General features: G+C 40.0%; 15 protein-coding genes. 7 read left to right on the forward strand and 8 right to left on the reverse strand.

Annotated features, from left to right (window positions below):
- Window positions 1-66 precede the first annotated feature (66 nt).
- Together J2Y37_RS03710 and J2Y37_RS03715 are read left to right on the forward strand one after the other, a co-directional pair.
- Window positions 67-507, forward strand: coding sequence for a hypothetical protein (locus J2Y37_RS03710; protein WP_005296628.1), 441 nt, complete (start codon window positions 67-69; stop codon window positions 505-507).
- A gap of 32 nt (window positions 508-539) precedes the next feature.
- Window positions 540-749, forward strand: a complete 210-nt coding sequence (locus tag J2Y37_RS03715) for a hypothetical protein (RefSeq protein WP_349031915.1) — start codon at window positions 540-542, stop codon at window positions 747-749.
- Window positions 750-913: 164 nt separating this feature from the next.
- On the opposite strand, the gene J2Y37_RS03720 is transcribed toward J2Y37_RS03715, so the two are convergent.
- From J2Y37_RS03720 to J2Y37_RS03730, 3 genes are all read right to left on the reverse strand, one after another.
- Window positions 914-1357, reverse strand: coding sequence for a VOC family protein (locus J2Y37_RS03720; protein WP_349031916.1), 444 nt, complete (start codon window positions 1355-1357; stop codon window positions 914-916).
- A 135-nt stretch (window positions 1358-1492) separates the two neighbouring features.
- Window positions 1493-2668, reverse strand: a complete 1176-nt coding sequence (locus tag J2Y37_RS03725) for a thiolase family protein (RefSeq protein ID WP_349031917.1) — start codon at window positions 2666-2668, stop codon at window positions 1493-1495.
- A 130-nt stretch (window positions 2669-2798) separates the two neighbouring features.
- On the reverse strand, window positions 2799-3311 hold the full coding sequence (locus tag J2Y37_RS03730) for a GspH/FimT family pseudopilin (protein ID WP_349031918.1): 513 nt from the start codon (window positions 3309-3311) through the stop codon (window positions 2799-2801).
- A 390-nt stretch (window positions 3312-3701) separates the two neighbouring features.
- Between J2Y37_RS03730 and omp38 (J2Y37_RS03735) the strand changes: the two genes are divergently transcribed.
- Together omp38 (J2Y37_RS03735) and omp38 (J2Y37_RS03740) are read left to right on the forward strand one after the other, a co-directional pair.
- A complete protein-coding gene (gene omp38, locus J2Y37_RS03735) occupies window positions 3702-4751 on the forward strand; it encodes an outer membrane protein Omp38 (protein WP_349031919.1) in 1050 nt (349 codons plus the stop codon).
- Between the two features lie 443 nt (window positions 4752-5194).
- Complete coding sequence (gene omp38 / locus J2Y37_RS03740; RefSeq protein WP_349031920.1) at window positions 5195-6214, forward strand: outer membrane protein Omp38; 1020 nt, start codon at window positions 5195-5197, stop codon at window positions 6212-6214.
- 119 nt (window positions 6215-6333) lie between these two features.
- Here omp38 (J2Y37_RS03740) and J2Y37_RS03745 read toward each other — a convergent pair whose 3' ends face one another.
- The 5 genes from J2Y37_RS03745 to J2Y37_RS03765 form a co-directional block, all read right to left on the reverse strand.
- Window positions 6334-6492, reverse strand: coding sequence for a hypothetical protein (locus J2Y37_RS03745; protein ID WP_004669472.1), 159 nt, complete (start codon window positions 6490-6492; stop codon window positions 6334-6336).
- Between the two features lie 4 nt (window positions 6493-6496).
- Window positions 6497-7702, reverse strand: coding sequence for an RtcB family protein (locus tag J2Y37_RS03750; protein WP_349031921.1), 1206 nt, complete (start codon window positions 7700-7702; stop codon window positions 6497-6499).
- Window positions 7703-7954: 252 nt separating this feature from the next.
- Window positions 7955-9412 carry an amino acid permease gene (locus tag J2Y37_RS03755; protein WP_004669468.1) on the reverse strand — a complete coding sequence of 486 codons (1458 nt, stop codon included), beginning with the start codon at window positions 9410-9412 and terminating at the stop codon, window positions 7955-7957.
- A gap of 9 nt (window positions 9413-9421) precedes the next feature.
- Window positions 9422-10447, reverse strand: coding sequence for a methyltransferase (locus J2Y37_RS03760; protein WP_349031922.1), 1026 nt, complete (start codon window positions 10445-10447; stop codon window positions 9422-9424).
- 61 nt (window positions 10448-10508) lie between these two features.
- Window positions 10509-11867: a uracil-xanthine permease family protein gene (locus J2Y37_RS03765; protein WP_349031923.1), complete on the reverse strand. Its 1359-nt coding sequence runs from the start codon at window positions 11865-11867 to the stop codon at window positions 10509-10511.
- A 186-nt stretch (window positions 11868-12053) separates the two neighbouring features.
- Here J2Y37_RS03765 and typA point away from each other — a divergent pair, with 186 nt between their 5' ends.
- The 3 genes from typA (at window position 12054) to J2Y37_RS03780 (ending at window position 15053) form a co-directional block, all read left to right on the forward strand.
- Complete coding sequence (gene typA, locus J2Y37_RS03770) at window positions 12054-13880, forward strand: translational GTPase TypA (protein WP_349032014.1); 1827 nt, start codon at window positions 12054-12056, stop codon at window positions 13878-13880.
- A 245-nt stretch (window positions 13881-14125) separates the two neighbouring features.
- Complete coding sequence (gene mscL, locus J2Y37_RS03775; protein WP_349031924.1) at window positions 14126-14560, forward strand: large conductance mechanosensitive channel protein MscL; 435 nt, start codon at window positions 14126-14128, stop codon at window positions 14558-14560.
- Between the two features lie 160 nt (window positions 14561-14720).
- Window positions 14721-15053 carry a gamma-glutamylcyclotransferase family protein gene (locus J2Y37_RS03780; RefSeq protein WP_349031925.1) on the forward strand — a complete coding sequence of 111 codons (333 nt, stop codon included), beginning with the start codon at window positions 14721-14723 and terminating at the stop codon, window positions 15051-15053.
- Window positions 15054-15079: the final 26 nt, after the last annotated feature.

Consider the following 15079-nt stretch of genomic DNA (forward strand, 5'->3'; position numbering starts at 1 on the left):
GAAAAAGCTGAACTACGGTTCAGCTTTTCTATGCTAAAGTTAAATTTTAACAACTCATAGAAGAATATGAATTTTAAAGAGATTATTGATGTCTTACAAAGTTCAAGAAAAATAGTCGTTACTTTGACAATTTCTTGTATGCTTATACTATTACAAGAAAAATATATTAGTTTATTTAATGTTGAGAGCAAAATAAAAAGTGCTACTTTTATTATATTGTTTCTTGGGCTTATTTTTTTATTGTGCGACTTTGTGGAGTATCTAAAAACAAAATATTCTGTTGCTCAAAGTTATAAAGTCACAAAAGAAGAGTACGAGGTTTTAAAAACTATCGGTCATCACTCAACTGAAATAATTTCTTTGAATAAGGATATTAATCCAACCACTTTACTTGAACTACGTTATATATTAGATAATCTTGTAGAAAAAGAACTGGTAGGACAAGGATTTAATGATGAATATTGGCTTACGAGAAAAGGTCGTAAAGTTCTAATGAAATATAGATAATTACATTATTTTCAAAAATAAATCCTGGGGTAGTGTGGTTACTTTTTGCGATTGCCGCTGATGTGCTATCTACATTTTATTCTGCAAAGGGCAATGGTTTAGTGAATAAACTCGATCAAGGCATTGCATTGATTTTGTACTTAATCTCTTTTGCGTGTGCTGCGATTGCTCTGAAATATATGCAGGCTGGGATTTTTATGTGCTGTGGTCGGGGCTTGGTGTTATTGCAACAGCTGCTTTGACTAAGGTCTTTTTAGGGCAGTATATTGATTTAGCGGGCTGGGTTGGCATTGGCTTTATTACGATTGGGCTTATGATTATCGTGCAGTATTTATTCCAATATTGATGTGTAGTCTTCATAGAAATAACGATGTATTTCTATGAAGTTATGTTTTATTGATTTAACTTACTCATCTAACTGACAGTTCACCATCCATTTCACCCCAAATTGATCGGTAAAAGCACCATACAGTGCGCCCCAAAAGGTCTGTTCTAGTGGCATTTCGATTTGGCCATTGACAGAAAGGGCATCAAATAAACGTTTAGCTTCATCCATTTCATCCGCATCTAAATTGATGGATATATAGTGATTATTCCCTTGCGTGAATATGCTGTTTGGGGCACAAAATTGATCATTGACGTCTGAAGCCATCAGTACCGTGAAGTCATTGATTGGTAAAGAGACATGGAGAATGGAATTTTTCTCCTCCTCAGTCAATGTCACACCTTCTTCAGGCGGTAAGTCACCATAGCGGCTGATCATTGCAAACTCACCACCAAAAACTGATTTGTAAAAATTAAATGCCTGCTCAGTTTGTCCTTGAAAATTTAAATAATGATTCAGTTGCATAAGATAGCTCCATTGTTGTTTTTTTATACAATGCATAACATAGCGGGAATTTAACGATTGGTTGATTATTATTTTGTAATTCTGAAAATAAAAGATCCTGCATGAAGCAAGATCTTTTATGAGATCGGTTAGAACTTAGATCAATTCGATCGCAACCGCCGTTGCTTCACCACCACCGATACAAAGTGCCGCAACACCTTTCTTACCGCCAGTACGTTTAAGCGCATGGATCAGTGTCAGGATGATACGTGAACCTGTAGAACCCACAGGGTGACCAAGTGCACATGCACCACCATTGATATTTACTTTCTCTGCATCGAGTTTGAAATCATCGATTGGACACATGGTGACCATCGCAAACGCTTCATTGATTTCCCATAGATCAACGTCTTGTGCATCCCAACCTGCCTTTTTCAAGGCTTTTTCGATTGCACCAACTGGCGCAATGGTAAATTCAGATGGATGTTGAGAGTTTGAAGCCGTTGCTATGATTTTTGCTAAAGGTTGTAAACCACGTTGAGCAGCAACATCACTTGATGTTAATACTAAAGCAGATGCACCATCAGAAATTGAGCTGGCATTTGCTGCTGTGATCGTTCCATCTTTTGCAAAAGCAGGTTTTAAACTTGGAATTTTATCAATTTTTGCATTTAATGGTTGTTCATCTTGATCAACCACAACATCGCCTTTACGGCTCGATACGGTGACTGCAACGATTTCATCTTTGAAATAGCCTTCAGTAATGGCTTTTTGTGCACGCTTCAATGAACGGATAGCAAAGTCATCCATTTGCTCACGTGTATAATTGCGCTTGTTTGCCATATCTTGCGCAAATGAACCCATCAAACGACCCGTCTCAGCATCTTCTAAACCATCCAAGAACATGTGGTCTTTAATTTCACCATGTCCCATGCGATAACCGGCACGCGCTTTTGGTAAAACATAAGGTGCGTTGGTCATTGACTCCATACCGCCCGCAACAACGATTTCTGCACTGCCAGCTTTAATCATATCGGCTGCTTGCATGACGGCTTTCATGCCTGAACCACACAGTTTATTGATGGTCACGGCACCTGTAGAGTCTGGCAGACCTGCTTTACGCATTGCTTGGCGAGCAGGGCCTTGTTTTAAGCCTGCTGGTAAAACGCAACCCATGATGACTTCTTCTACATCAGTGGGTTGTAGGCCTGAGCGAGCAATTGCTTCTTTAATTGTGATTGCACCTAATTCAGGTGCAGTTGCGCTTGATAATGCACCTTGGAAGCCGCCCATTGCTGTACGAGCGCCGTTGACAATTACGATGTCAGTCATTATGTGTCTCCAGACTTTATAGTTTGTAGCAAATAATTCGTTTGCAGAGAATGTTCAAAACCTATGCAGTATAGTAAAAAAAAGCAATGAAGAAAGTGTTTTACATCGCTTAAGCTAGACTGAACAGTTCTTAGCAAGTGGCTAGAGGTTCAGGGGTAATTTGACCCATTTGGCTTAATTTTATTCGCGTATGATATTTGGGGGAATTTGCACAATAAAAGAAACTACCATTTGAACCTCTCGGTAACCCACTATCGCCTTGGAACGTAATCGAATTGATTCTTAGTGTACCTCTCCAGTCTAAGCTTCCATATTTATAGTTAAGTGATGTGGCATAGAGGAGGGTCTCACTGGGATCACGTTGTCGATTGTTATTTGTATCAATGAAGCTTATAAATCCTTTATTCCAATCCCGATCACAGGTCAATAAATCTTGACTTGCGCACAGCGTCACATTTCTTCGGTAGGTTTGTGCATCAGATTTTGATTTTTGTATATGAATTGTGAGTGTTCTTTTGAGTTGAATGGCTTCATTTGACATCATTAAGTCATTAAAATGGGGTAGACTGAGACACACTAAAATTGCAAAAATTGCGATACACGTGATTAATTCACTGATTGTGAGACCTAAAATTTTAAACATTGTTTGACCCATATAATATTTCTGTAATTTTTTTATTAACAAAGTGTTAAGTAACGGCTGTATTTATTCGGTTAAGTTTAGTATTTAGACAAACTAATGATTACTTCGTACTGCAAAGACTGCTAAAATCAAAGACAGTGAACAATAAGCTATTCTCTCTATCGCTTTGAATTAAAAATTACTGAACTACAACGGAAATTGTAAGAAAATTTGTCAATAATTTACGAGGTTAAGGTTATCAAGCACTTGGAAAATTCATCAAGTGTTTGTATGATTCAAAGTGAAGTGAATAGCTTAAAAAAAATACTGTAGAACATACCTTGTTCTCAGGGGCCAAAAATCATAGGCTGAGCTTGAACAACAAACAATTGTTATCTCTGGAGGATATCCATGAAATTGAGTCGTATCGCACTTGCTATGCTTGTTGCTGCTCCCTTAGCTGCTGCTAATGCGGGCGTAACAATTACTCCATTATTGCTTGGTTACACATTCCAAGACACTAAGCACAACAATGGTGATAAGCACTTAACTAACGGCGGCGAATTACAAGACGATTTATTCGTTGGTGCTGCTATTGGTGTGGAATTAACACCTTGGTTAGGTTTTGAAGTTGAATATAACCAAGTTAAAGGCGACGTAGATAGCGCTGCTGCTAACTCTGAATATAAGCAACAACAAATCAACGGTAACTTCTATGTTACTTCTGATTTGATCACTAAAAACTATGACAGCAAAATCAAACCTTATGTTTTATTAGGTGCTGGTCACTATAAATACTCGTTCACCGATGCAACTGACATTCAGTTAGGTCGTAATGGTCGTGGTTTGAAAGAAGAAGGTACTTTAGGTAATGCTGGTATCGGTGCTTTCTGGCGCTTGAACGATGCTTTGTCTCTTCGTACTGAAGCTCGTGGTACTTATAACATCGATGAAGACTTCTGGAACTATACAGCTCTTGCTGGTTTAAACGTAGTTCTTGGTGGTCACTTGAAGCCTGCTGCGCCAGTCGTAGAAGTTGCTCCAGTTGAACCAACTCCAGTTGCTCCACAGCCACAAGAGTTGACCGAAGATCTTAACATGGAACTTCGCGTATTCTTTGATACAAACAAATCAGACATCAAGCCACAATACAAGTCTGAAATTGCGAAAGTAGCAGAGAAGTTAGCTGAGTACCCGAATGCGACTGCTCGTATTGAAGGTCACACAGATAACACTGGTCCACGTGCATTAAACGAACGTTTATCATTGGCTCGTGCAAACTCAGTTAAATCATCACTTGTAAATGAATACAATGTTGATGCATCTCGTTTGTCTACTCAAGGTTTCGCTTGGGATCAACCGATTGCTGACAACAAAACTAAAGAAGGTCGTGCTATGAACCGTCGCGTATTCGCTGCGATTTCTGGTAGCCGTACTGTTTTAGTTCAACCAGGTCAATAATTTCAAGTCATTGAAATTATAAAAAAGCGACTCATTTGAGTCGCTTTTTTTATGGATATAAACGTTTTGTGGTATTGATGTAAAAGTAAACATAATGGCTAAAAAACTAGAATAATCTTGTCTTAATGCTGGATAGATTGTGAGGACTACTTAGTTTTATTAAAAAAAATTATGATATCTTGTTAATGTTTTGATTAAAAAGTGATAATCTCTCACAGCTTTATTGGGTATTGTCAGATTAGCGTTTTCTAGATTTTTGGAAGAGAAATAAGTCGTTTTCTGTGGCTGCTAGCTAAATGGTATTAAATACTTGGAAAATTGACTGGGTATTTGTATGATTCAACATAAAGTGAATACCTGAAAAAGATACAACAAGGCTATTTCTCAGTATTCAAAATTGATTAAGTTTAGAAAACAAACAAATTTTTTTTTGGAGGTTATCCATGAAATTGAGTCGTATTGCACTTGCTATGCTTGTTGCTGCTCCTTTAGCTGCTGCGAATGCCGGCGTAACTATAACGCCATTATTACTTGGTTATACAATGTTTGATACTGAACATAACAACCGTGGTGATAAAGGTCAATTAACACCAAGTCCAGAACTTGAAGATGATTTATTTGTTGGTGCTGCGATTGGTGTTGAAGTAACACCTTGGTTGGGCGCTGAAGTTGAATACAGTCAAATCAAAGGCGATACAAGTACCAATAACGACTATAAAGGTCGTAATATTGCTGCTAATGCTTATGTAACATCTGATTTGATCACTAAAAACTATGATAGCAAAATCAAGCCATACGTATTAGCTGGTGCTGGTCACTACAAATATGAAGGTGATGACATCTATGGTGGTAAGCAAGAAGGTACATTAGCAAATGCTGGTGGTGGTGTATTCTGGCGCTTGAACGATGCTTTGTCTCTTCGTACAGAAGCTCGTGGTACTTATCATTTTGATGAGAAATTCTGGAACTACACAGCACTCGCTGGTTTAAACGTGGTTCTTGGTGGTCACTTGAAGCCTGCTGCGCCAGTCGTAGAAGTTGCTCCAGTTGAACCAGCTCCAGTTGCTCCACAGCCACAAGAGTTGGTCGAAGATCTTAACATGGAACTTCGCGTATTCTTTGATACAAACAAATCAGACATCAAGCCACAATACAAGTCTGAAATTGCGAAAGTAGCAGAGAAGTTAGCTGAGTACCCGAATGCGACTGCTCGTATTGAAGGTCACACAGATAACACTGGTCCACGTGCATTAAACGAACGTTTATCATTAGCTCGTGCTAACTCAGTTAAATCATCACTTGTAAATGAATACAACGTTGATGCATCTCGTTTGTCTACTCAAGGTTTCGCTTGGGATCAACCGATTGCTGACAACAAAACTAAAGAAGGTCGTGCTATGAACCGTCGCGTATTCGCTGCGATTTCTGGTAGCCGTACTGTTTTAGTTCAACCAGGCCAATAATTTCAAGTCATTGAAATTATAAAAAAGCGACTCATTTGAGTCGCTTTTTTTATTGTCGATACCTTGTAAATATTCATTTTACTTCTCCTCAGTTTGAGTCGTTTGATCAAAGGCTATGTCTACCACACACCTTTATTCAATTGTTGTTTGGCTTGTTGACGATCGCGACGATGTTGTGCGCGTGGCTTTTCTGTTTCGTGAATCCCTCCTTTCTTTAGTAAAGGGGACAAAGCTACAGGATTGCGAACTTTGATTTTTGGCATCTCTTTCAGTTTCATTTGATTATCCTTTGATACATAAAATTTGTTTAAGTGTATGCACGATTTCGATCAGTTCTGATTGGTTTGCCATCACTTGATCAATATCTTTATATGCGCTTGGGATTTCATCAATCACTCCCGCATCTTTGCGGCATTCAATGCCTTGGGTTTGTTGAATAAGATCCTCTTGGCTAAACAGTAACTTCGCTTTATTGCGACTCATTTTCCGTCCAGCACCATGTGAACATGAGCAGAACGATTCAGGATTGGCCTTGCCTTTGACAATATAAGAGCGTGCTCCCATTGAACCAGGGATAATGCCTAATTCGTCTAAACCTGCTCGAATTGCTCCTTTTCGAGTAATGAATAGATCTTCACCAAAGTGATTTTCCCGACTGACGTAGTTGTGGTGGCAATTAATCGCTTCCTTGGTCATTTGAAAGGGTGGTAGAAGTGGACGGATCGCTTCTAGGATTAACCGCATCATTTCGCGACGATTTTCATAAGCATATTCTTGTGCCCATTGCACGGCTTCCACATAGTCATCAAAGCTGTTGGAACCTTCGGCAAAGTAACTTAAATCTTTGTCTGGAACATGACCAAAACGATGCTGAGCTTCTTTCTTCGCCAGTTCAATAAAGTATGTGCCAATCACATTACCTAAGCCTCGGCTACCCGAGTGTAACATCACCCAAACGTCCTGATTTTCATCTAAGCACAGTTCAATAAAGTGATTACCTCCACCCAACGTACCGAGCTGTTTCTGCCACGTCGCGTCAAACTTTCTTAACATCCGCACCAAGCCTGGATGTTTTTTGATAATGGGTTGTAAGCGCTTTTCCAAAGGAATAATGCTCGAAGCTTTGGCTTTGATCTGTTTATGCAGTTCAAAACCCACAGGAACTTTACGTTCGATTGCATGTCGCAATGGTGCAAGGTGATCTGGCAATTGTGATGCTTTTAGATTGAGTCGAATCGCATTCATACCGCAGCCAATATCTACCCCGACTGCCGCAGGAATAATTGCGTGTTGTGTGGGAATGACACTACCAACAGTTGCGCCTTTACCGACATGTACATCTGGCATGACGGCAATATGTGAATACACAAATTGCAGTTGTGCCATTTTTTTGAGTTGTTCAATGCTTTCACTATCAATGTCGTTGGTGAAGATTTTCACTGGAACGCCATATAGAGCATCAGCATTTAGTATTTTTTGTATGCCCATTTTCTTATCTCGGTCATTTTATTTTTTTGTCCGAATAGGCATAAAAAAACCTAGCGAATGCTAGGTTTAAATAGACATTCGGACAAGTGATCATGAAGATTTACCACTTGTCCGTGAGGTGACAGTGCCAAATCTTACAATGTGTTTCCTAGTTGTAATGGCATGTGTCGTCCTCCTATATAATAGTGCCGTTGAAAATATGAGCAGAGATTCTACTCATATTTGCTGTTCAGTCAAGTATAAATCAATGATTTATTCACCTGCTTTCACATTCATATCTTTATAAGCGATTAGTTTGGTCTTGTGCTTCCACTTATAACCAAGCCAGATTGCCAAAAATAGAGGAATACTGATATAGGTAGATAAAACTCCAAGCCAATCAATTTTTCCACCGAGCACAGCCTCATAGTTTTGACCAAGGATGATGATTGAGCAAAGAATAAATGCAAACCACGGTGCAAATGGGAAGAACTTGGCGCGATAGGCGAGGTCTTCCAGCTTGTAGCCTTGTAAAATATATCCTTTACGGAAACGATAGTGTGAAATCGCAATCCCTAACCAGACAATAAAGCCACACATGCCTGACATATTGAGCAACCAGTTAAAGACTTGCTTTTCGCCCATAAAGGTTGTCAAAAAACATAATGCAGCAACGGCAGTTGTCGCATACAGTGCATTCATCGGTACGCCACGACGATCAAGTTTGGAGAAGAGTTTAGGCGCTCTTCCTTCACGTGCCATATTCCATAACATACGAGTCGAAGAATACATGCCTGAGTTACCGGCAGACAAAATCGCACTGAGAATGACCGCATTCATCAAACTGGCTGCAAAAGCAAAGCCTGCTTTTTCATACAGTAAGGTGAAAGGTGATAACGCAATATCTTCACTTGCGGCAGCTTTTAATAGCATTGGATCATCGTAGCTGACCAGTGTACCAATGATGAAAATACACAGAATATAGAATAACAGGATACGCCAAAAAATCTGTTTGATTGCCAAAGGAATGGTTTTCTTCGGATCTTTTGATTCACCCGCAGCGACCCCGACCATTTCTGTACCTTGGAAAGAGAATCCCGCAATCATTGCCACACCAATCATGGCTTGCAGACCACCTACAAAGGGCGCGTCTTGATAGGTCCAATTGGAAAAAGCGGCAACATTTGGCGTGAGCATGATTTTAACAATCATGGCAATACCAATGATAATAAAGACGATGATTGCAATCACTTTGATCATGGAGAACCAGAACTCGCTCTCACCAAAGCCTTTAACTGTTAACGAGTTGATCCCAAAAATAATCGCAAGGAAAATCGCACTCCAGTAAAAACCGGGAAGATCTGGGAACCAGAATTTCATGATGAATTGTACAGCGACAAGTTCAAAAGCAACGGTGATGGCCCAGTTATACCAATAATTCCAACCTAAGGCGAAACCAAAGCCATGCTCAACATAACGACTACCATAAGTGAAGAATGCACCTGATGTTGGGGTGTGTGTCGCCAATTCGCCTAAACTGGTCATCAAGAAATAAATCATCAGACCAATCAATGCATAGGCCAGCAATGCACCACCGGGGCCAGCATTTGCAATGGTGGAGCCTGAAGCAAGGAATAAGCCAGTACCAATTGATCCACCAATGGCAATCATATTGAGGTGGCGAGCGCCGAGCTTACGCTGAAGGTGTTGGGGAGCAGATGTATCGCTCATAAAAATTCCTTAAACTTTATATTTCGCACTGGCATATAGAACCTTGAACCCTTGTTGGTCAGTTTTGATGACACATTGACCAAAGCTTTGTTCAATAAGTGGCTGATAATTCAAAAAACGATTTGCGACGATCCATAATTCACCTGAACGTTTTAGGTGTGATTTTGCAAGCTTGCATAGCGCTTCGCTGGCATCGTAATCGGTATAGATTCCCTGATGGAAAGGCGGATTGCTGACAATCGCAGCCAAATCTTTGGGTGCATCACCAAAGCCTGTTACAGGTTGAAGGTGTAACTGATCTAAATTCAGCCCATTTCGCTGAAACGTCATTTCAGTTGACCGTAATGCAAATGCATCAATATCAAGCGCAAAAATTTGTTGCTGTGGATTTAGTTTGGCCAAATATGCACTAATAATCCCAGCACCGCAGCCAAAGTCGGCAATCTTACCCGATTTTACTTGATCAAGGTAAGGAACTAATACGGCCGTTCCAATATCCAAATGATCTTGGCTAAATACACCGGGCAGTGCGCAAACTTCTAAACGATCTTGATTCACTTGTACGGTATAGGTTTTTAACCAGTGATCTAGTGGTTTCAATTGTTCAGTTTTTTCAATTTTCATGTGCCAAAGTTGACAGTGACGTGCACTATCTAATTTCTGTGTTTGACCATACTGCTGTAATTGTTTTGCTGCACGTTCAACCCCACCTTTTTTCTCACCAACGAGAAAAACGTGCTGACCTTGCTGTAAATGGCTCACCACCACATGCAGAATATAGTTCAACAATTCCTTTGATTTAGGCACAAAAATAATGACTTGTTCAAAGACAGCTTTGGGAAATTCAACTGAGAAATGTGATGAAATTCCAGCATTTAAAAAGCCTTGATGCTCAGCAAAGTTCCAAGTCCATACAGATGCTTGTGCTTGGCTTGGTAGTTCTTTGGCGAGTTGATCATTCGGGGCATTAATCAATAAGATATGCCCATTTAAATAATCTTGTTGACGTAAGACGACTTCACTACGTGGATCCATATTGATCTCTCATCAAAACAAAACCCAGTCGTGAAACTGGGTAAGTGTCGAGGTTGGATGATTATTTATGCGTTTCAGGTAAAACTATATTTAAAATCAAAGCGGCAATACCGCCTGTTGCGACACCAGAACTAAAAATATTTTTAAATAATTCAGGTAGGTGTTCAAGAATCTGTGGAACTTGTGCAACCCCTAGACCTAAAGCTAGAGAAATTGAAATGATCAATAATGCACGACGATCCAAATGAATACCTGACAGGATGTTGATGCCAGAAGCTGCAACAGCACCGAACATAACCATCACAGCACCACCTAAAACAGCTTGAGGGACCGCTTGGATCACAGCTGAAACAGCAGGGAATAACCCTAAAATGACCAGCAGAGCAGCAATCCAAAGACCGACATATCGACTCGCGACACCTGTGAGCTGAATCACCCCATTATTTTGGGCAAAAACAGAACTCGGGAAAGTATTGAAGATACCTGCTAAGAATGAATTTGCACCATTGACCAGTACGCCACCTTTAATTCGCTGCATCCAAATCGAACCATCAACGGGTTGATTTGAAATTTTACTGGTTGCAGTGACATCGCCAATCGCTTCAAGTGAAGTGACTAAATAAATAAATGCCATTGGAATAAATAAGCTCCAAGAAAAGCTTAAACCAAAATGCATCGGGGTAGGAACTTGCACAAGCGGTGCATCATTTAAAACAGAAAAATCTAAATGCCCCATAAATCCTGCAAGAATATAACCGATCACCAAGGCGATCAAAATTGCTGAACTTTTCACCCAAATAATACGAATACGATTCAGCAAAATAATGATGCCAAGTACGGTACATGACATGATTAAATTATCAGTATTGGCGAATGTTTGATTCTGCATCGCGGTATAACCACCACCCATGCTAATCAAACCTTCTTTAATCAAGGTCAAACCAATCAGCAGAACCACGATACCTGTAACCAAAGGCGTAATCAGTCTTTTGACCCAAGGTAAAATGCGTGAAACACCCATTTCGATAAATGAACCTGCAATCACAACCCCGAAAATGGCAGCCATCACTTGTTCAACAGGCGTGCCAGCAGCCACCATTGCACTACCAATACCAATGATTGGACCAATAAAATTAAAACTTGTCCCCTGAACAATTAATAATCCCGCACCGAAAGGCCCTACTTTTTTACACTGTAAAAAAGTAGCAATGCCTGAAATGATGAGAGACATCGATAAAATCATATTGGTGTCTTCACGAGAAACACCAAGTGCGAGACAAATCAGTAATCCGGGGGTAATAATCGGGACTAAAATGGCTAAAAGATGTTGCAAAGCGGCTAAAAATGCAACAAAAGGTTTCGGGCGATCATTCAGCCCGTAAACAAGATCGAGCTGTTGCTGAGGTAGGGGTTTCGACATGGGAGCATAAAAAAGCGATAAGCATTAGTGGAATATTCTAATAGAGTTGGACTATTTTACCAACGATTCGATTGCAATTCGTCAGAAAAAAAGTTGTCTGTCAATAAACTGTCACTACTAAAGCGTAATATTTTTCTGTATAATTTGCCCTCAAATTTAAAGCGTATTGAATTATACATGTCAGATATTAAAACTCTCCGTAACATTGCCATTATTGCGCACGTCGATCATGGTAAAACGACTCTTGTAGACAAACTTTTACAACAATCAGGTGCTCTTGGTGATCGCGCAGGCGAGATTGAACGTGTTATGGATTCTAACGCGCTTGAGTCTGAACGTGGTATTACCATTCTTGCAAAAAATACTGCAATCAAATGGTTAGATGCACGCACAAACACTGAGTATCGCATCAACATCGTTGACACCCCGGGACACGCCGATTTCGGTGGTGAAGTAGAACGTGTCTTGTCGATGGTCGATTGCGTATTACTTTTGGTTGATGCACAAGAAGGTCCAATGCCACAAACTCGTTTTGTGACACAAAAAGCCTTTGCGCGTGGTTTGAAGCCAATCGTGATTATCAACAAAGTTGACAAGCCAAGCGCACGTTGTGACTGGGTTATCGATCAAGTATTTGATTTATTTGATAACCTTGGTGGTTCTGACGAACAGTTAGACTTCCCAATCGTTTATGCATCAGGTCTTCGTGGTGTTGCTGGTCCTTCACCTGAAGAACTTGCTGACGATATGACCCCATTGTTCCAAACCGTTGTAGATATCGTTGAGCCACCAGCAGTAGATGTTGATGGTCCATTCCAAATGCAGATTTCTTCACTTGACTATAACAGTTTTGTTGGTGTAATCGGTGTTGGTCGTATTCAACGTGGTTCAGTTAAATTGAACACACAAGTAACTGTAATCGATAAAGAAGGTAAGACGCGTAATGGTCGTATCTTAAAAATTATGGGTTACCATGGTTTAGAACGTGTTGATATTACCGAAGCAAACGCTGGTGACATCGTTTGTGTAACTGGTATCGATGCACTTAACATTTCTGACACCATTTGTGATCCGAAAGCTGTTGAAGCTTTACCACCATTGTCTGTCGATGAACCAACTGTTTCGATGACATTCCAAGTAAACAACTCACCGTTTGCGGGTAAAGAAGGTAAGTTTGTAACATCACGTAACATTCGTGAGCGTCTTGATCGTGAATTGATTCATAACGTTGCACTTCGTGTAGAAGATACTGACAGTCCAGACCGTTTCAAAGTGTCTGGTCGTGGTGAGCTTCATCTTTCTGTATTGATCGAAAACATGCGTCGTGAAGGCTTTGAAATGGGCGTATCACGTCCACAAGTGATCATGAAAGAAATCGATGGTGTGAAACACGAGCCATTCGAAAACGTGACTTTTGATGTTGAAGAACAGCATCAAGGTTTCGTTATGGAACAAATGGGTTTCCGTAAAGGCGAAATGACCAATATGGAAGTTGACGGCAAAGGTCGTATGCGTATTGAGGCAACTGTTCCTTCACGCGGTTTGATTGGTTTCCGTTCAGAATACCTAACCATGACTTCTGGTACGGGTATCATGACGTCAAGCTTCTCGCATTATGGCCCTGCAAAACAAGGTACTGTCGCACAACGTCAAAACGGTGTTCTAGTTTCTATGGTTCAAGGCGTATGCTTGGGCTATGCATTGTTCACATTGCAAGACCGCGGTCGTTTATTCGCTAAGCCACAGCTTGAAGTCTATGAAGGTATGATCGTAGGTATTAACTCACGTTCTGACGACATGGCTGTTAACCCAACTAAAGCGAAACAGTTAACCAACGTACGTGCATCTGGTACAGACGAAGCGTTAACGTTAGTTCCTGCAATTGAATTCACGCTTGAACAGGCACTTGAATTCATTGAAGATGATGAATTAGTTGAAGTAACACCTAAATCTATTCGTATTCGTAAACGTTATCTTACTGAAGGCGAACGTAAGCGTAACCGTGGTAAATAATTTTTCTTAACAGAAAAGTGAAAAACCGCTAAATTTATTTAGCGGTTTTTTTTATTGCAAAAAATAAAACAACGAGCGTGCTTAAATTCATCTTTTTATTAAAATAAAATATGTTGTTAAAGTGTGAAATAACTTTCATTTTTTTGAAAAAATATTAAATTATCAACTATATGGCTGGTCGCTGTGCCTGTGTAATAAACAATGCAAAAACAGGGCACGACAAAATTCAACTCTGGAGAGTTAAGATGAGTATTATTCAAGAATTTAAAGAATTTGCTGTAAAAGGCAATGTAATGGATCTCGCCATTGGTGTGATCATCGGTGGGGCTTTTGGTAAAATCATTGATTCAATGGTCAAAGATCTTTTGATGCCAATTATCTCATGGATATTGGGTGGCGATGTCGACTACACCAACTGGTTTGTCGTATTGGGAGACAACCCGAATAGTATTAGCAATCTTGCAGCAGCCCAAGAAGCCGGTTTAAATGTGTTTGCGTATGGTAATTTCATTACTGTATTTATTAACTTCTTATTATTAGCATGGGTGGTTTTCTTATTAGTTAAGGTGATGAACCGTTTACGCAAACAAGAAGAAGCTGCACCAGCAGAACCAGCGCCAACACCAGAAGATGTTCAATTGTTACGTGAAATCCGTGATGAGCTAAAAAAACAGGGCTAAATTAGCTTTAAACAAAAAACGGCACTTAAGATGCCGTTTTTTATGGCTATTCGTTTCGGGGAGAGCTGGCGATATAGATTTGATGGTCATTTAAGCATCTAGGAAAATAGCCAACTTCATTCTAAGATGCTATGCAAATATGAGGGAGAAAGAGACAAAAATGAATCGATTGTTCGTCTACGGTACTTTATGTCCAAATCGAGAAAATGCGCATATTCTCGGTGAAATTGGGGGAGACTGGCAGCAAGCCTTTGTACATGGCACAGTACATATTTTGGATTGGGGACCAGATAAAGGCTTACCTGCAATTGTATTAAACCAAAAAGATGCTTTGGTAGCAGGCTACTTATTTAGCACTGAAAAATTACAAGAAAATTGGCAAATGCTAGACGATTTTGAAGGGATGCAATACCAGAGGGTGCAGACCGAAGTACATCTAATTTCGGGTGAAAAAATGCTGGCATGGACCTATGTGATGAAAGCGCAAGACTGAAAATGATTTCAGTCTAAACACAATGG

Origin of the sequence: Acinetobacter sp. 3657, from assembly GCF_031456775.1 — a bacterium.
Taxonomy (GTDB): Bacteria; Pseudomonadota; Gammaproteobacteria; order Pseudomonadales; family Moraxellaceae; genus Acinetobacter.